The sequence below is a fragment of the Streptomyces sp. NPDC015661 genome (assembly GCF_043077765.1).
GTDB lineage: Bacteria > Actinomycetota > Actinomycetes > Streptomycetales > Streptomycetaceae > Streptomyces.
Genome location: NZ_JBIBST010000002.1, coordinates 548,182 through 566,215, shown reverse-complemented (window position 1 = coordinate 566,215; position 18,034 = coordinate 548,182). Strand labels below are relative to the sequence as shown.

The 18,034-nt window shown below is 71.5% G+C and carries 14 protein-coding genes and 1 pseudogene; 12 read left to right on the top strand and 3 right to left on the bottom strand.

Annotated features, from left to right (window positions below):
* Positions 1–111 precede the first annotated feature (111 nt).
* Positions 112–1,161 carry a sugar ABC transporter substrate-binding protein gene (locus ACF07V_RS07125; protein ID WP_392151924.1) on the bottom strand — a complete coding sequence of 350 codons (1,050 nt, stop codon included), beginning with the start codon at positions 1,159–1,161 and terminating at the stop codon, positions 112–114.
* Positions 1,162–1,565: 404 nt separating this feature from the next.
* Between ACF07V_RS07125 and ACF07V_RS07120 the strand changes: the two genes are divergently transcribed.
* From ACF07V_RS07120 to ACF07V_RS07085, 8 genes and pseudogenes are all read left to right on the top strand, one after another.
* Positions 1,566–2,417, top strand: a complete 852-nt coding sequence (locus ACF07V_RS07120; RefSeq protein ID WP_392151923.1) for a fumarylacetoacetate hydrolase family protein — start codon at positions 1,566–1,568, stop codon at positions 2,415–2,417.
* An 11-nt stretch (positions 2,418–2,428) separates the two neighbouring features.
* Entirely contained in the window at positions 2,429–3,766 is a 1,338-nt protein-coding gene (locus ACF07V_RS07115; RefSeq protein WP_392151921.1) for an L-fuconate dehydratase, read from the top strand.
* Entirely contained in the window at positions 3,763–4,521 is a 759-nt protein-coding gene (locus ACF07V_RS07110) for an SDR family NAD(P)-dependent oxidoreductase (RefSeq protein WP_392151919.1), read from the top strand. The genes ACF07V_RS07115 and ACF07V_RS07110 overlap by 4 nt, the downstream gene beginning before the upstream one ends.
* Positions 4,518–5,525 (top strand): aldo/keto reductase, encoded by a 1,008-nt coding sequence (locus tag ACF07V_RS07105; RefSeq protein ID WP_392151917.1) that lies wholly within the window; start codon positions 4,518–4,520, stop codon positions 5,523–5,525. Before ACF07V_RS07110 ends, ACF07V_RS07105 begins: the two co-directional genes overlap by 4 nt.
* Positions 5,522–5,833, top strand: coding sequence for an L-rhamnose mutarotase (locus ACF07V_RS07100; protein WP_392151915.1), 312 nt, complete (start codon positions 5,522–5,524; stop codon positions 5,831–5,833). The genes ACF07V_RS07105 and ACF07V_RS07100 overlap by 4 nt, the downstream gene beginning before the upstream one ends.
* The gene (locus ACF07V_RS07095) at positions 5,830–6,738 is read left to right on the top strand and encodes an amidohydrolase family protein (protein WP_392151913.1); all 909 of its coding nucleotides are present in this window, start codon (positions 5,830–5,832) and stop codon (positions 6,736–6,738) included. The genes ACF07V_RS07100 and ACF07V_RS07095 overlap by 4 nt, the downstream gene beginning before the upstream one ends.
* 7 nt (positions 6,739–6,745) lie before the next feature.
* Positions 6,746–6,847: pseudogene (locus ACF07V_RS07090) on the top strand (lactate utilization protein C); the annotation flags it as partial.
* A gap of 77 nt (positions 6,848–6,924) precedes the next feature.
* The gene (locus tag ACF07V_RS07085; protein ID WP_392151911.1) at positions 6,925–10,122 is read left to right on the top strand and encodes a glycoside hydrolase N-terminal domain-containing protein; all 3,198 of its coding nucleotides are present in this window, start codon (positions 6,925–6,927) and stop codon (positions 10,120–10,122) included.
* An 83-nt stretch (positions 10,123–10,205) separates the two neighbouring features.
* On the opposite strand, the gene ACF07V_RS07080 is transcribed toward ACF07V_RS07085, so the two are convergent.
* Together ACF07V_RS07080 and ACF07V_RS07075 are read right to left on the bottom strand one after the other, a co-directional pair.
* Entirely contained in the window at positions 10,206–11,072 is an 867-nt protein-coding gene (locus ACF07V_RS07080; RefSeq protein ID WP_392151909.1) for an alkaline phosphatase family protein, read from the bottom strand.
* Between the two features lie 69 nt (positions 11,073–11,141).
* The gene (locus ACF07V_RS07075; RefSeq protein WP_392151907.1) at positions 11,142–13,271 is read right to left on the bottom strand and encodes an alpha-galactosidase; all 2,130 of its coding nucleotides are present in this window, start codon (positions 13,269–13,271) and stop codon (positions 11,142–11,144) included.
* Between the two features lie 180 nt (positions 13,272–13,451).
* On the opposite strand from ACF07V_RS07075, the gene ACF07V_RS07070 reads away from it, so the two are divergent.
* From ACF07V_RS07070 to ACF07V_RS07055, 4 genes are all read left to right on the top strand, one after another.
* Positions 13,452–14,642, top strand: coding sequence for an ROK family protein (locus ACF07V_RS07070; protein WP_392151906.1), 1,191 nt, complete (start codon positions 13,452–13,454; stop codon positions 14,640–14,642).
* A gap of 126 nt (positions 14,643–14,768) precedes the next feature.
* Positions 14,769–16,052 carry an ABC transporter substrate-binding protein gene (locus ACF07V_RS07065; protein WP_392151904.1) on the top strand — a complete coding sequence of 428 codons (1,284 nt, stop codon included), beginning with the start codon at positions 14,769–14,771 and terminating at the stop codon, positions 16,050–16,052.
* Positions 16,053–16,057: 5 nt separating this feature from the next.
* Positions 16,058–17,089, top strand: coding sequence for a carbohydrate ABC transporter permease (locus ACF07V_RS07060; RefSeq protein ID WP_392151902.1), 1,032 nt, complete (start codon positions 16,058–16,060; stop codon positions 17,087–17,089).
* 7 nt (positions 17,090–17,096) lie between these two features.
* Entirely contained in the window at positions 17,097–17,942 is an 846-nt protein-coding gene (locus ACF07V_RS07055; protein WP_392151900.1) for a carbohydrate ABC transporter permease, read from the top strand.
* Positions 17,943–18,034 lie beyond the last annotated feature (92 nt).

Here is an 18,034-nt window from a genome sequence, read left to right as displayed (position 1 = left end):
TGCGGGTGCCGGGGTGCCGGGGTGCGGGAGTGCGGGGGTGCGGGGGAACGCGGGGTGGGGCGCGGCGCGGGGAGAGGACGGTGTCACCCTTCCCGCCGCGGGCGCCGGCGGTCAGCCGACGTTGTTGCCCCACAGCGCCTTGTCCTCGACGTTCTCCTTGGTCACCAGCGGGGCGGGCAGCTGGTCCTCCAGGCCGTTCGGGATCTTGACGATGGTGGAGCCGTGGTCCGTCGCACCCGGCTGGAAGGTCTTGCCCTCGGTCGCGGCCTCGGCGTAGTAGAGCGCGTACTTGGCGTAGAGGTCGGCGGGCTGGGAGACCGTGGCGTCGATCTGTCCCTTGCGGATCGCGTCGAACTCCTGCGGGATGCCGTCGTTGGAGATGATCGAGATGTGGCCCTTCGCGCCGGCCGGCTTCAGCAGCCCCTTCTGCTCCAGGAGGGCGAGCGTCGGCTGCAGGAAGACGCCGCCGGCCTGCATGTAGATGCCGTTCAGGTCCGGGTTCTGGGCGAGCAGTGACTGGAGCTTCGCGGAGGCCACGTCGCCCTTCCAGTCGGTGGGCAGCTCGAAGACCTTGATCTTCGGGAACTTCGTCCTCATGCACGCGCCGAACGCCTCGGAGCGGTCCCGCCCGTTGATGGAGTCCAGGGCGCCCTGGAGCTCGGCGACCTTGCCCTCGCCGTTCAGCTGCTTGCCGAGGAACTCGCAGGCCTTGGTGCCGTACGCCCGGTTGTCGGCCCGGACCACCATGTAGACGTCGCCCTTGTCCGGCCGGGTGTCGACGCTGACCACCGGGATCTTCGCCGCCGACAGGGTGTCGAGGGTCGAGGCCACGGCGCCGGTGTCCTGGGGTGCCATGACGACGGCCTTGGCCCCGGTGTTCTGGAACACCTGCACGTTGGCGACCAGCTTGGTGATGTCGTTCTGCGAGTTGCTCAGGGGCAGGGTGTGGACGCCTCCGGACGCGATGTCCTTGTTCAGGTACTGCGCGTAGGAGTTCCAGAAGTCGGAGTCGGAGCGGGGCAGGTCGATGCCGATGGCGGGCTTGCCGCCGCCGGGCTTGGCGGAGTCCGCGCCCTCGCGGTTGCACGCGGTGGCGAGGGACAGCACCGCGAGGACGGCGGCGGCTGCCGTAGCGGTGGAACGGGTGCGAGCGAGCTTCATGGCGGTGTTCTCTCCTGAGCCGGGGCGGGGGAGCCGCGGAGCGAGGTGGGAGGTGGCGGATGCGCCTGCCGGGGCAGGGGCGCGCCCGCCGTCCGGGCGGGGGCGGCCCGGCGTGGGAGTGGGCGTGGGGGACATCCCACATTCCTCCGATGTATCGCGGACGCCGAGACGTTACGACGGTGTCGCAGGCGCTGACAAGGGTCCGTTCGCACCCGATTTCCGGGCGTAGGGCCTGGAGTTCCGCGATACATCGGAGGTATCCGTTGCGGTGTCCGCCTCCCTGTGTCTACAGTCGCGCTGCCGCCATACCTCCGATGACTCCGTCCGATGTCCGAAGGTGCGGGCCATCGAAGAACCCTGCGGCCGACCTCCTCGACGAACCAGCCATGGCAAGGGAGTTGTCTGTGAAACTGCTACGTGTCGGTGCCCCCGGTGAGGAGCGGCCCGCCGTCCGCACCGACGACGGCCGGCTGCTCGACCTGTCCTCCGTGGCCTCCGACATCGACGGCGCCTTCCTCGCCTCGGGCGGCCTCGACCGGGCCCGTACGGCGCTCGCGGAGGGATCGCTTCCCGAGCTGGACCCCGAAGGACTACGCATCGGTGCGCCCGTCGCCCGTCCCGGCAAGGTCGTCTGCGTCGGCCTGAACTACCGTGACCACGCCGCCGAGACCGGCGCGCCCGTCCCCGCACGGCCGGTCGTGTTCATGAAGGACCCGGGCACGGTCGTCGGCCCGTACGACGAGGTGCTGATCCCCCGCCGCTCTGTGAAGACGGACTGGGAGGTCGAACTCGCCGTCGTCATAGGCCGCCGGGCGCGCTACCTCGACGGGCCGGCCGCCGCACGGGCCGTGATCGCGGGGTACGCGATCAGCCACGACGTGTCCGAGCGCGAGTTCCAACTGGAGTACTCGTCCCAGTGGGACCTCGGCAAGTCCTGCGAGACCTTCAACCCCCTCGGCCCCTGGCTCGTCACCGCCGACGAGGCCGGCGACCCCCAGAACCTCGGACTGCGCCTGAGCGTCAACGGGGTGAAGCGGCAGGACGGCCACACCGGCGACATGATCTTCCCGGTCGACCACATCGTGTCGTACCTCAGCCAGTACATGGTCCTGGAGCCGGGCGACGTCATCAACACGGGCACCCCCGCCGGCGTGGCCCTCGGCCTGCCCGGCACCCCCTTCCTGACTCCCGGCGACACCGTCGAGCTGTCCGTCGACGGGCTCGGCAGCCAGCGCCAGACCTTCGGCCGCGCGTGAAAGGCACCCCCTTGACTGCAACCCCCGCCCGGATCACCGCGGTCGACACCTTCGACATCCGCTTCCCGACCTCACGGGAACTGGACGGCTCGGACGCGATGAACCCGGACCCCGACTACTCCGCCGCCTACCTGATCCTGCGCACCGACGCCGGCGACGGGCTCGAAGGACACGGCTTCACCTTCACCATCGGACGCGGCAACGACGTCCAGGTCGCCGCCATCGACGCGCTGCGGCACCACGTGGTGGGACGCCCCGTGGCGGAACTCTGCGCCGACCCGGGCTCACTCAGCCGCGACCTCGTCGGAGACAGCCAGCTGCGCTGGCTCGGCCCCGAGAAGGGCGTGATGCACATGGCGATCGGCGCCGTCGTCAACGCCGTGTGGGACCTGGCCGCCAAGCGCGAAGGCAAGCCGCTGTGGCAGCTGCTCGCCCACGCCTCCCCGGAATGGCTGGTCTCCCAGATCGACTTCCGCTACATCGCCGATGCCCTCACCCCCGAGGAAGCCCTCCACCTCCTCCACGAGGGGCGCGCCGGCCTCGCCGAGCGCGAGACGGCCCTGCTGGAACACGGCTACCCCGCCTACACCACCTCCCCGGGCTGGCTCGGCTACTCCGACGACAAGCTCACCCGGCTCGCCCGGCAGGCGGTCGCGGACGGCTTCACCCAGATCAAGCTCAAGGTCGGTGCCGACCTCGACGACGACATCCGACGACTGCGCACCGCACGGGCCGCCGTCGGCGACGGCATCCGCATCGCCATCGACGCCAACCAGCGGTGGAACGTGAACGAGGCGATCGACTGGACCGGCGCCCTCGCCGAATTCGACCCGTACTGGATCGAGGAGCCCACCAGCCCGGACGACATCCTCGGCCACGCGACGATCCGCAAGGCCGTGGCACCGGTGAAGGTCGCCACCGGCGAGCACGTCCAGAACCGGGTCGTCTTCAAGCAGCTCCTGGAAGCCGGCGCCATCGACGTCCTCCAGATCGACGCCGCCCGCGTCGGAGGCGTGAACGAGAACCTCGCGATCCTGCTGCTCGCCGCCAAGTCCGGTGTGCCGGTCTGCCCGCACGCCGGCGGGGTGGGACTGTGCGAGCTGGTCCAGCACCTGTCGATGTTCGACTACCTGGCACTGTCCGGCACCACCGAGAACCGCGTGATCGAATACGTCGACCACCTCCACCAGCACTTCACCGACCCCGTGGTGATACGCGACGGCCACTACGCCGCGCCGCTCGCCCCCGGCTTCTCCGCCACCATGCGGGCGGAGTCCATGGCCGAGTACCGCTACCCGGACGGAACGTTCTGGGTCGCCGACCGCACCGGACAGGAGAACGCGGCATGACCGAGCTGTCAGGCCTCAGGGCCCTCGTCACCGGCGGCGCGTCCGGCATCGGACTCGCCACGGCCCACGAGCTTGCCGAGCGCGGCGCCGCGGTCGCCGTGCTCGACCTCGACCCGGCCGGTGTGCCCGGGCCGCTGCTCGCCCTCAAGGCCGACGTCGGGGACGACGCCTCGGTACGCGCGGCCGTGGACGCCGCCGCCGCACACCTGGGCGGCATCGACATCCTCGTCAACAACGCGGGCATCGGCGCCGCCGGGACCGTCGAGGACAACGACGACGAGCAGTGGCACCGCGTCCTGGACGTCAACGTCGTCGGCATGGTCCGCACCACCCGGGCCGCCCTGCCGCATCTGCGCCGATCCCTGCACGCCGCCGTCGTCAACACCTGCTCCATCGCCGCCACCGCCGGGCTGCCTCAGCGGGCCCTGTACTCCGCGAGCAAGGGCGCCGTACTGTCCCTCACCCTCGCCATGGCCGCGGACCACGTCCGCGAGGGCATCCGGGTCAACTGCGTCAACCCCGGCACCGCCGACACCCCCTGGGTGAGCCGGCTCCTGGACGCCGCCGACGACCCACGGGCCGAGCGCGCCGCCCTCGAAGCCCGCCAGCCCATGGGCCGCCTGGTCACGGCCGAGGAAGTGGCGGCCGCCATCGTGTACCTCGCCGGTCCCGCCGCCGCCAGTGTCACCGGCACCGCACTCGCCGTCGACGGCGGCATGCAGGGACTGCGCCTGCGCCCGGCGGTCCACTCGTGAGGACCACCGCGGGCGGGGGCGCCCTCCGGGTCTCACGCCTGGCGCTGGGCTGCGCAGCCCTCGGCAACCTCTACGAGCCGGTGAGCGACGAGACGGCCCGCGCCACCGTGGACGCGGCCTGGGACGCCGGCGTCCGCACCTTCGACACCGCACCCCACTACGGTCTGGGTCTGTCGGAACGGCGCCTCGGGGCGGCACTGCACGGCCGACCCCGCGACGAGTACACCCTCTCCACCAAAGTGGGCCGCCTCCTCGTGCCCGACGCCGAGGGCCGCGGCCGCGACGACCTCGCCAACGGCTTCGCCGTTCCCGCGACCCACCGCAGAGTCTGGGACTTCAGCGCCGACGGAGTGCTGCGCTCCCTGGACGCGAGCCTGGACCGCCTCGGCCTCGACCGTGTCGACCTCGCTCTCCTGCACGACCCGGACGACCATGCCGAGCAGGCCCTGCGCGAGGCGTACCCGGCCCTTGAGCGGCTGCGCGCCGAAGGCGTCGTCGGGGCGATCGGCGTCGGGATGAACCAGTCCGCGCTGCCCGCCCGCTTCCTGCGCGACACCGACATCGACGTGGTCCTCCTCGCCGGCCGCTACACCCTGCTCGACCAGGACGGGCTCGGCGAACTGCTGCCGGAGGCGGCCGCCCGCGGCCGCGGCGTGATCATCGGAGGCGTACTCAACTCCGGCCTGCTCACCGCTCCGGGGCCGGGTGCCACGTACGACTACGCGCCCGCCCCGCGACCGGTGCTCGACCGCGCCCTGCGGCTCCTGGAGATCACCGAACGCCACGGCGTCCCGCTGCGCGCCGCCGCCCTGCACTTCCCGTTCGGTCACCCCGCCGTCGCGAGCGTCCTCACGGGCGCGCGGTCCCCCGGAGAGGTGCGCGACACCGTGGAGCAGCTGAGCCGGCCCGTCCCGGACGCGCTGTGGGACGAACTGCGCGCCGAGGGCCTCCTGGCCCCGGACGTCCCCGTCCCCCACGCCGGACCTTCCAAGGAGGAGTCATGAGGGTCGCCCTGCACACCAGGGTCCGCGCCGACCGCGTGGGGGAGTACGAGGCGGCGCACCGCGAGGTGCCCGAGGAGCTGACCGCCGCCATCCGCGCCGCCGGCGTGCGCGAGTGGACGATCTGGCGCAGCGGCACCGATCTCTTCCACACCCTGGAGGTGGACGACTACGCGGCGATGATCGCCGCGCTCGGGAAGCTGCCGGTCAACATCGCCTGGCAGGCACGGATGGCGGAACTCCTGGACGTCGTCCACGACTACTCCGCCGAGGGTGCGGACGCCTCGCTGCCGGTGGTGTGGCAACTGTGACCGCCGCCCGTCCCCAGCTCCGCGTCGTCGACGCCCACCACCACGTCTGGCAGCTGTCCGTACGCGACCAGGACTGGATCTCCGGACCCGAACTGGCGCCGCTCCGGCGCGATTTCACCCTCGCCGACCTGGAGCCCGAGGCCCGCGCGGCCGGAGTCGCCGCCACCGTGCTGGTGCAGACGATCACCGTGCCGGAGGAGACCCCGGAATTCCTCTCCCTGGCCGCGCGCAGCGACCTGGTCGCCGGCGTGGTCGGCTGGACCGACCTGACCGCCGCCGACGTCGCCGACACCCTCGCGAGCCTGCGCGCGGGACCGGGCGGCGAGCACCTGGTCGGCATCCGCCACCAGGTGCAGGGAGAACCGGACCCCCGCTGGCTCACCCGCCCCGACGTGCTGCGCGGTCTGGCCGCGGTCGCCGGGGCCGGACTCGTCTACGACCTCGTGGTGAAGCCCCATCAGCTGGAGGCCGCGACCGAGGCCGCCGGGCTTCTGCCGGGACTCACCTTCGTCCTCGACCACCTGGGCAAACCGCCCGTCGCCTCCGGTGCACTCGCCCCCTGGGCCGGGCGGATCCGACGGCTCGCCGCCCTGCCGAACACCGTCTGCAAACTCTCCGGCCTGGTCACCGAGGCCGACTGGCACTCATGGACTCCGGACGGCCTCAGGCCGTACGCCGACACGGTCCTGGACGCCTTCGGTCCGGAGCGGCTGATGTACGGATCCGACTGGCCCGTCTGCCGTCTCGCGGCGACCTACGCCGAAGTCCTCGGCGCCGCACACGCGGTGACGGCACGACTCGACCCGGCGGAACGCCACGAGGTCTTCGCCGGCACCGCCACGCGGACCTACGGCCTGACGATCACCGGATCCCCGGGTCCGCCGAAGGAAGCACCATGCGCATAGCCCTCTTCATGGACCTTCGGCCACCAGCGACATCGAACCGGACCGGGTGGAGGGCGTGCACGGGCCGAGGGTCCTGGACGTCATCGTGATCGACAAGGGGAGCCCGTGATGACGACCCCTTCGGCGAAAGCCGCTGAGCCCCCACTTCCCCGCAAGAGAACCCCTGCATGGATGGGAGACCCTGCCATGACCGACGAGGCCCGACCGCAGCGACGAAGTGTCCTCAAGTTCGGGGGTGCGTTCGCCCTCGCCCCTCTGCTCGCTCAGCTGACCGACCTGACGCCGGCCGGAGAAGCCGCCGCCGCGCCCGCCTCCGCTTCGGCGGCCGTCCCGTGGCCGGCCCTCTCGCGAACGGCGCTGAAGTACCCCGTCCCCGCCCTGGACTGGCAGTCGCAGGCCCTGCCGATCGGCAACGGCCGACTGGGCGCCATGCTCTTCGCCGACCCCGACCAGGAACGCATCCAGTTCAACGAGCAGAGCCTGTGGGGCGGGGTCAACGACTACGACAACGCCCTCGCCGGCAAGCCGGACAGCGACTTCGACACCGGCATGACCGGCTTCGGCTCGTACCGGAACTTCGGTGACGTCGTGGTCTCCTTCCACGACCGCCCGCAGGTCACGGCGCCCGGAGGCCCGTACCGGACCTCCTCGACGGAGGGCGTCGACAAGACGTACGACGGCACGCCGAGCACCAAGTGGTGCATCGACGGACCGGGCACGAAGGTGCAGTGGCAGGTCGAGCTGCCCGACCCCGTCGCGGTCGCGACCTACCGTCTGACGAGCGCCAACGACGTTCCGGAGCGCGACCCGCAGGAGTGGACGCTGTCCGGTTCCTCCGACGGCGCCACCTGGACCACGCTGGACAGCCGCACTCTGGCGGCACCGTTCGAGAGCCGCTTCCAGACGAAGGAGTTCACCTGCGGCGGCACCGGGACCTACCGCTTCTACCGCTTCGACTTCGTCCCCAGGGCCGGAGTCAGCCACTTCCAGGTGAGCGAGATAGCCCTCTCCGGAGTCGACGTCCTCGGGGGAGGCACGATGTACCTGTCCTCGCCCAGCGGACACTCCGAGGGATCCGGCACCGTGGCCGGCGCGCAGGACATCTCGCGTTCGGTGGACGCCGATCCCGCCACCGTCTGGCGGGTGGAGGGAGGCGCACCCGCGGTCGTCTGGCAGGCCGACCTGCCCAGGGCGGCCGTCGTCACCTCGTACGCGCTGACTGCCGCCCCCGACCGCGCACAGGACGACCCCCGGAGGTGGGTGCTCGAAGGCTCGCAGGACGGGCACACATGGGTGACCCTCGACGCCCGGAACCCGGGGGCGTCCTTCGCCGGCCGCGGTGAGACCCGGACCTACCGGATCACCAACGGCACGGCCTACCGCACCTACCGGATCACCTTCACCCCCGGCAAGGCCTCCACCGGCTTCCAGATCGCGGAGGTCGCCCTGGCGGGCACGGGTCTCGACACGCGCGCCCTGCGCACGTTCGTCGACTACCAGCGTGCCCTGGACTTCGCCCAGGGCCTCCACGTCACCCGCTTCGGCGGGCCGGGCCGGCGCGTCCTGCGGGAGGCCTTCGCCAGCCGGACCGCGGACGTCATGGTCTTCCGGTACACCTCGGACACCGACCGGGGACTGTCCGGAGTGATCTCCCTGACCTCAGGACAGGAGGGGGCTCCGACCACCGTCGACGCCGCCGCCGGGAGGATCGCCTTCCGCGGCGTCATGGGCAACGGCCTCAAGCACGCCTGCACCGTCCAGGTCGCGCACGCGGACGGAGAGGTACGCGCGCAGGGGCAGACGCTCCGGTTCAGCGACTGCACGAGCCTGACACTGCTGCTCGACGCCCGCACCGACTACAAGCTCGACGCCGCCGCAGGGTGGCGCGGAGCCGATCCGGAACCGGTCGTCGTGAGCACGCTCGACGCGGCCGCCGCCCGGTCCTACGACGAGTTGCGCGAGGAGCACACCGCCGGGACGCGGGCCCTCATGAACCGCGTCTCCGTCGACTGGGGCACCTCCGCCGACGCCGTCGTCGCCCTCCCCACCCCCGCCCGGCTCGCACGGTACGCGGCCGGCGGGCAGGACCCCACCCTCGAACAGACGATGTTCGACCTCGGGCGATACCTGCTGATCAGTTCCTCGCGCCCGGGCGGACTGCCCGCCAACCTCCAGGGGCTCTGGAACGACAGCAACGCGCCGGCCTGGGCCTCCGACTACCACACCAACATCAATGTGCAGATGAACTACTGGGGAGCCGAGACGACGAACCTGCCGGAGTGCCACGAGGCGCTCGTCGGGTTCGTCCGGCAGGTGGCGGTCCCCAGCCGCGCGGCGACCCGCAACGCCTTCGGCGCGGACTCCCGGGGCTGGACGGCCCGTACCAGCCAGAGCGTCTTCGGCGGCAACGCCTGGGAGTGGAACACCGTCGCGAGCGCCTGGTACGCGCAGCACCTGTACGAGCACTGGGCGTTCACTCAGGACATGGGCTACCTCCGCACGGTCGCGTACCCGATGATCAAGGAGATCTGCACGTTCTGGGAGGGGCACCTCAAGGAGCGCGAGGACGGACTCCTCGTCGCGCCGAACGGCTGGTCCCCCGAACACGGGCCGCGCGAGGACGGGGTCATGTACGACCAGCAGATCATCTGGGACCTGTTCCAGAACTACCTCGACTGCGAGGCGGTCCTCGACGCGGACCCAGACTACCGATCCAAGGTCGCGGACATGCAGGCGCGCCTCGCGCCGAACAGGATCGGCCGCTGGGGGCAGCTGCAGGAGTGGCAGGAGGACATCGACAGCCCCACCGACACCCACCGCCACACCTCGCACCTCTTCGCGGTCTACCCGGGCCGGCAGATCACCACGAGGACGCCGGACCTCGCGGCCGCCGCCCTGGTCTCGCTCAAGGCGAGGTGCGGGGAGCGGGACGGCGTCCCGTTCACGGCCGCGACGGTGACGGGCGACAGCCGCCGCTCCTGGACCTGGCCCTGGCGGGCGGCCCTCTTCGCCCGCCTCGGCGACGGGCACCGCGCCGGGATCATGCTGCGCGGACTGCTGACGTTCAACACGCTGCCCAACCTGTTCTGCAACCATCCGCCCTTCCAGATGGACGGCAACTTCGGCATCTCGGGTGCCGTGGCGGAGATGCTCCTGCAGAGCCACGACGGCGTCGTCCGGTTGCTGCCCGCACTGCCCGACGCGTGGAAGGCCAAGGGGTCCTTCAGGGGCCTGCGCGCCCGCGGCGGCTACGAGGTCAGCTGCGACTGGCGGGACGGGAAGGTCACCTCGTACCGGATCGTGGCCGACCGGGCGCGCACGCAGGCGACCGTCGCCGTGCGGGTGAACGGCGTCGACAGGAACGTGAAGCCGGCCAAGCGCTGACGGCGGGTGGGGGAACCGCGAACGCCACTGCCGCCGAGGGGGCGACCAGCTCCGTCGGCGGCAGTGGCCCGGTCCGGTGCGGATCAGGCGGTGAACACGGCGGACGAGCTGAACGGGGTTCCGTCCAGCGTCCAGTGCAGATCCGGGGTGATGCCGAGGGACGTGTAGACCTGGGCGGCGACATCGCTGTGGTGGAGGGCCGCCGGAGGCTCTCCCGCGGTCAGGTCGGGACCGCAGGCGGCGATCCACGCCGTGCGCTCCAGCGGGCTGCGTCCCCCGTGGCCGCCCTCGTCGCGGTGGCCGTGGTCCGTGACCACGATGATCGTCCACCGCTCGTGCTCCGGACGGCGCCGCACCGCTGCCAGGAGCCGGCCCAGGCGCCGGTCCGCGGCCTCGATCGCGGCACGGTATTCCGGGCCGCAGCCGAGGAAGTGGGCGGTCTCGTCGACGGCGCCCAGATAGACGAAGCCGGCGTGGAGGTCCTCGTCCAGGCCCAGGAGGTGCTCCGCGTCGGCGGTCACCCGGTCGTCCACCTCCTCCCATGCCTCGGGGGTGTCCTCGCGGGGAGCGACGTAGCGGAGCCTGGTGGGGGCGACGAAGAGGGGGCCGCCCTGCTGGGCGAGGAAGAGCGGTGCCCAGCCGCCGACGGCGAAGGTCCGCCGTCCGCACTCGGCGGCGAGGCGGGTCGTGAAGTCGGGGAAGACGTCGAGCCGGTTGCCGTCGAAGCGGTTGGCCCACACCCCGTGCTTGGCGACGCCGACGCCGGTGACGATCGTGGTCCAGCACGGTCCGGACATCGTCGGGGTCTCGGCGTCCACCTCGACGGGGGCCAGGAAGCCCGCGCGGGCGACCCCGTCGAGGTGGGGGGTGTCGAGTGCGGGGAGGAGGTCGAGGCGTACGCCGTCGATGCCGACCACCAGTACGCGGGCGTTGTCCTGGGCGGTGTCCATGAGTGATCCAGAGGTGTCGTTTAGGGGCGGGGGAGTGCGTGCGCGGCAACGGGGCCTCGGACCGTACGCTCAGGTCGGGACGCGGCGCAGCCGGATCAGGGCGCTGGCGTGGTCTCCGGCGGGGAGGTCCGGTGCGATGCCCCGGTGGACGAGGACGGCCCCGCTGTACTCACGCTTCCGGTCCGGGTCCAGGTAGCGGGCCCCGGGGTCGAGGGCGGGCAGCCGTACGGGGTCGGGGGCGTGACCGAATCGGGTCGTGGAGCGCCAGACGAGGAGCGCGTGCTCGCTGTCGTCCGGTGCCGCGTAGTGGACGGCGGCCACGGCAGCGCCGTCAGGGGTGACCCGGTGCTGGTGGCCCCTCTGGACGAGCGGGCGGATCCGCTTGTACGCGGCCACGAGCTCGGCGGTCTCCGCGAGTTCCTCCTCGGACCAGGACGTCAGGTCTCCGCCGAGCCCCAGCGCGCCGGCCATGGCGACGTGGAAGCGGAAGCGCAGGGGAGTGCGCCGGCCGGTGGCGGTGTTCGGGCTGTCGGTGACCCATGCGGCCATGGCCTGGGCGGGGAAGAGCTGGGAGAAGCCGTGCTGGATGCCGATCCGGTCGACCGGGTCGGTGTTGTCCGAGGTCCAGGCCTGATCGGTGCGGGCGAGGATGCCGAGGTCGACGCGACCGCCGCCGCCCGCGCAGGCCTCGATGCGCAGACCGGGGTGGGCGGCGCGGAGCCGGTCCATGACGCGGTGGACGGCCCGCGTGTGGTCGATCCAGAGACGGTCGGGGTCGGGGTGGCCGTCCCATCCCGCCTCGGTGAAGGCCCGGTTGGCGTCCCACTTGAGCCAGTCGACGTCGTTCTCGCGGACCAGCCGGTCGAGGGTTCCCTGGGCCCAGGCCTCGACCTCGGGCCGGGCGAAGTTCAGCACGAGCTGGTTGCGGAGCTCGGTCGCGTCGAGGTGGGGGGAGTGGACGACCCAGTCCGGGTGGGCGCGGTACAGCTCGCTGTCGGGGTTGACCATCTCCGGCTCGACCCACAGTCCGAAGTCCATCCCGAGACGGTGCACCTCGTCGGCCAGCGGGCGCAGGCCGCGGGGGAACGCCTCCGGGCGGGGGGTCCAGTCGCCGAGCCCGGACCGGTCGTCCCGACGCGTGCCGAACCATCCGTCGTCCAGGACGAAGAGTTCCGCCCCGACCCGGGCGGCCAGGTGCGCCAGGCGGATCTGACCGGCCTCGTCCACGTCGAATCCGGTGGCCTCCCAGGAGTTGTAGAGCACCGGCCGGTCCCGCTCCGGCCCCGGCAGCACGTGCCGGCGGACGTAGTCGTGCCAGGCACGACTGGCCGCGCCGAAGCCGTGCGGGGTGTAGAGGCCCGCGTACACGGGCGTGCGCAGGCTTTCGCCGGACCGTAGGGTCCAGCCGGTCCCCTCGTGGCCGAAGCCGCCCGTCCAGGTGGTGCGGCCGACGGGGTCACGGTGGACGGTGACGCGCCAGCTTCCGCTCCAGGCGAGAGCCGTGCTCCACACCTCGCCCCGCTCCTCGCCGGCGGTGCCGTCGTCGAGGGCCAGCCAGGGGCTCGCGTGGTGGCCGGTGATGCCGCGACGGCTCGTCAGCACGGTCTCGGCGACGGGAAGCCGGTCGCGCTGGAGCTGGAACTCGCTGTTCCAGCCGCCCACCAGATGGCTGAGGCGGTAGTCGGCGAGCGCGGGGGCGGTCCAGGACGCCGAGTCGAGCCGGTCGACGGTGATCGGACCGTCCGCGCTGTCAGGGGACCCGAGGTGGGTCAGCTCGGTCCAGCGCTCGACGACGTCGGTGCCGGGCCGGACGCGGTAGCAGAGTTCCGCCCGCAGGGGCCGGCGCCGGTCCTCCAGGCGCAGTCGTAGTGCGCCGGAGTCGATCGTGTGACCCACGAAGTGCCACTGGGCGCCTCGGGTGCCGTCGGCGAAGCGGACCTGAAGGCCGGCCGGTCCGAAGCGTGCCCCGGTCTGTGGTGCGAGTTCGTCGGCGGCGGCGTCGGCCTCGAAGCTGCTCGCGGCGGGGGAGGCCCCCTCCGGCAGCGCGGCCAGGGTGTCCGTGCCGAGCGGCGCACCCCAGTACAGGTGCCGGGGACTGCCGTCGGAGCCTACGCGGAGCGCGTACACGCTGTTCGGCGTGCGCAGGACCGCGAGGCCGAGGTCGGGATCGAAGGTGATGGGCGGGAGCGTGGCGAGCACGGATGGATCCCCTGACGTGCGGAGAGGAACAGGGTCTTATCCAGGGCGACATGAACAGAGCGCCGATGAAGTCGCCGTCCGAGGCCCAGAGTTGGCCACGGAGGCGGGCCCGAGCGTAGGGCGGCCCCAACTCCTAAATCAATACTGGAAGAAGTTATTTATTTGCTCTATGTTGCACCCGTGTTTCGACATCACCCCCAGCCGCTGGTCAGTGCGCCCGCCGAAACCGCGGTCCTCGCCCTCCTCCTCGCGGAGGGACCTCTCAGCAGAGTGGAACTGGCACGCCGCACCGGGCTCTCCTCGACCGCGGTCACCAAGGCCGCCAGGCCGCTCATCGACGACGGCTATCTGTACGAACTCCCGCCGGAGCGCACCGCACCCGGTGCCGGACGGCCGGTCAACCCGCTCGCGGTCGCTCCCGACCGGGAGTTCTTCATCGGAGTGAAGATCAGTTCCGACCAGGTCTTCGGCGCCGTGTGCGATCTGCGGGCCGGGATACGGGCCACGGCCGCCCGTCCGCTCGACGTGTGCACCCCCGAGGCCGTGGCCGCGCTCGTGGCCGAGCTGGTCGACGAACTGTTCGACGCCGACCCCGCGTTCCGGGACCGTACGCGCCACCTGGGCGTCGCCGTGAACGGGGACGTGGACCGCGACAGCGGCAGGCTCCGCCACTCCGGACTCCTCGGCTGGCGCGACGTCCCGCTCGCCGAACTGCTCCGCGCCTCCACCGGCCTGATGGTCACCGTCGAGAACGACGTCAGGGCCCTGACCGTCGCCGAGCACTGGTTCGGCGAAGGCATCGGAACCGGCTACTTCGCGCTGGTCACCATCGGCTCGGGCATCGGCTCCGCCCTCGTCGTCAACGGGCACCTGCTCCGCGGGGCCTACGGCGTCGCCGGCGAGGTCGGTCACATCTGCGTCGATGTGACCGGACCGCGCTGCCGCTGCGGGGCGCGCGGCTGTGTCGAGGCGATCGCCTCGACCGACGTGATCCTCGCGACGGTCCGCGAGGCCGCGGCGAACCCCCGCCTCACCTTCCACGAGGTCGTCGACATGGCCCGGGAGGGCCGTCCCGAAGCCCGCGAGGCCTTCGCCCGCGCCGGACGTGCCATCGGCGTCGGCATCTCCACGCTCGTGAACCTCGTCGGACCGGAGCGTGTCGTCGTCAGCGGCGAAGGCGTCGACGCCTACGACCTGTTCAGCCGCCACATCCAGGAGGCGTACGCCGCACACGCCTTCGGAGCGGCCTCCCGGTGCCCGCTGTCGCTCCGCCCGCTGCCCTGGGAGGAATGGGCCCGCGGCGGAGCCGCCGTGGCCATCCAGGCTCTCTTCCCCCAGCCCGCGGCCACCACCACGATCGGCGCCGGCTGAGCATCCCCGCAGCCGTCGCGTACCACTCCCTGGCCGTCGCCCTCCACTGCCGGCAAGCACATGCGAAGGCGCCGACCAGGGAGCACATCCGCCCCGTACACACACCCTCACAGAAGGATTTGCGACATGAGCGCACGCAGACCAGAGCTTAGCCGACGCGGATTCCTCACCGGATCGCTGCTCGTCGCCGCGGGATCGGTCCTCTCGACCGCCTGCAGCACCGACCCCACGGGCGCCTCCTCCTCGGGCGCCAAGACCACCCTCAACGTCTGGTACCACGCCTACGGCGAGGCGGGCACACAGCAGGCCGTGCTCCGCTACGCCACCGCCTTCACGAAGGCCAACCCGGACATAGCCGTCAAGGTGACCTGGGTGCCCGGCGACTACGCGGCCAAGCTCAACGCCACCCTGCTGACCGACGGGGCCCCCGACGTCTTCGAGATCGGCGACTTCAGCGAGCGGATGGCCCGCGGCGGCCAGATCGCCGCCCTCGACGACGTGTACGGCAGCGCCAAGAGCGACTTCAACGCCAACGCCATCAGCTCGGTCACCGTGGACGGCAAGCTCTACGGCGTCAAGATGATCGACGACGTCATCATGCTCTACTACCGCAAGAGCGTCCTCACCAAGGCCGGCATCACCCCGCCCACCACCTTCGACGGCCTCGTCTCCGCGGCGAAGGCCCTGACCACGAAGAAGAACAAGGGCCTGTTCGTCGGCAACGACGGCATCGGCGACTCCCCGAGCAACGCCGTCTGGTCCAACGGCGGCGACCTGGTGACCCCCGACGGCAAGGTCGCGTTCGGATCGGCCCAGTCGCTGGAGGCGATCACGGCCCTGAAGCGCCTGCACGACGACAAGTCGCTGCTCCTCGGCTTCACCACCGACTGGTGGGACCCGGCCGCCTTCACCCAGGGCGTCGTACCGATGCAGTGGTGCGGCCTGTGGGCCATGCCCGCGATCGCGGACGCGCTCGGCGACGACTTCGGTGTCCTGCCGTGGCCCGCCTTCAAGGCCGGCGGCGTTCCCGTCGTCCGCGTCGGCGGCTGGACGAGCTGCGTCAACGCCAAGGGCAAGAACCTGGCCGCGGCCAAGAAGTTCGTCAAGTGGCTGTGGGTCGAGCAGGCCGACCTGCAGAAGGACTTCGCCGAGAGCTACGGCTTCCACGTGCCGCCGCGCACCTCCGTGGCGGCGACCGCGGACAAGCTCTCCACCGGCACCGCCAAGGAGACCGTGGAACTGGCGGCGAAGCACGGGAAGCACAACCCGGGCACCTGGGACTCCGCCGTGAGCAGCACCTTCAACGCGGCCGCGGCGAAGATCGTCGGGGGAGAGGGCGATCCGGCCACCCTCCTCGCCGACGCGGTGAAGAAGGCCCAGAGCGAGATCGACAAGCAGCTCGGCCGGTGACACCGATGAACTCGGCCAACCCCACCACCCTGGAGCCCGAGCACACCGGGCGCCCCGCGGTCACCCCGCGGGGCGCCCGCCCCGGCAGGGCCCGCCCCGGCAGGGCCCGCGCCGACCGGGCCCGCGCCGGTGGGCCCCGCGCCGGCCGCTCCGGCTGGATCGCGTTCGTCCTGCTCACGGCGCCGACGCTGATCGGGCTCGGCATCTTCAAGTACGTCGCGATCGGCTGGAGTTTCCTGCTCAGCCTCAGCGACGCACGCGGCACCATCGCCCTCGGCCACTGGATCGGACTCGACAACTACCGGACCCTCCTGACCGACCAGGCCTTCCGCACCTCACTGGTCCAGATCCTGCTGTTCACCGCCTTCATCGTGCCGCTCACCTTCGCCGCCTCACTCGGACTCGCCCTGCTCGTGCACAGGATCAGGCGGGGCCGGGCCCTGTTCCGTACCACCTTCCTCATCCCGGCGGCCGTCTCGTACGTCGCCGCCTCACTGCTGTGGAAGATGTCCCTCTTCAACGGCCTGCCGGCGGGCATCGCCAACACGATCGGAGGATGGTTCGGCGCGGAGCCGGTGGCCTGGCTCCAGACCACGTCGCCGCCGCTGTACTGGATCGCGCTCGTCACGCTGCGGCTGTGGCTCCAGGTCGGCTTCTACATGGTGCTCTTCCTCGCCGGACTGCAGGCCATCCCCACGGAGGTGTACGAGGCGGCCGCACTCGACGGTGCCAAGGGCCGGCGGCTGCTGACCGGCATCACCCTGCCGATGCTGCGCAACACCTCCGTCGCCGTACTGATGCTGCTGTTCATCGCCGCCTTCCAGGCCTTCGACGAGTTCTACAACCTGTTCAACAGCGGGCTCTCGGGAACCGGGACCGCCCCCGTGCGAACCCCGCTGGTCCACCTCTACGACACCGCCATGGGCAGCCAGAACTACGGCCTCGGCTCCGCCGGAGCGTTCGTGCTCACCGCCCTCATCGTCGGAGTGACCCTGATCCAGGGACGGTTCACCGGCTTCGGCAGGAGCGGAGAATGAGAAGCGCATGACCACCCCGCCCGCACTGACCCGATCCGTGCGCCTCGGCGCGCGCGGCCTGCTCGTCGGCCTCCTCACCGCGGCCTTCCTCGCCCCCTTCTACCTGATGCTCCGCAACGCCCTCATGGACTCCCAGGGGCTGACGTCGCCCGAGTGGACCTGGTGGCCCTCGACGATGCACTTCGAGAACTTCACCGCCCTCTTCGACGACCCCGCCGTCTCCATGGGCCCGGCCCTCGGCAACTCGCTCCTCGTCGCCGCCGTCACCGCACCGGTGTCCACGCTCCTCGCCTCCGCCGCCGGCTACGCCCTGGCACGGATCCCGGTCCCGGGACGTGGTGTGGTGCTCGCCCTGATCGTGGCCACGCTGATGATCCCCGGCTCGGTCACCTTCGTACCGACCTTCGTCGTCGTCGGCTCCATGGGCGGCGTGAACACACTGTGGGGCCTCATCGTGCCCGGCCTCTTCAATCCGTTCGCGGTGCTGCTGTTCCGCAACTTCTACCTGCAGTTCCCGAGCGAGATCGAAGACGCCGGACGGCTCGACGGCCTCGGCTGGCTGGGTCTCTACCGCCGGATCGCCCTGCCGAGCTCGGGGGCCATGCTGGCCTCGCTCGGCGCGCTGTCCTTCATCGACAGCTGGAACTCCTTCCTGTGGCCGCTGGTCATCGGACAGGACCCGTCCGCCTGGACCGCGCAGATCGCGCTGTCCACCTTCCTCACCTCGCAGACCATCAACCTGCCCGGCCTGTTCGCCGGCGCCGTCGTCACCATCACGCCCCTGGTCGTCATGTTCGTCGTCGCCCAGCGCTACATCGTCGAGGGCATCGCCACCAGCGGCCTGAAGGGCTGACCCCCGGACCGCACCACCGCACCACCGCACCACCGCGCACGGCACGACCACGCACCACCCCCGCACACGGCACCACCGCACCTCACGGCACC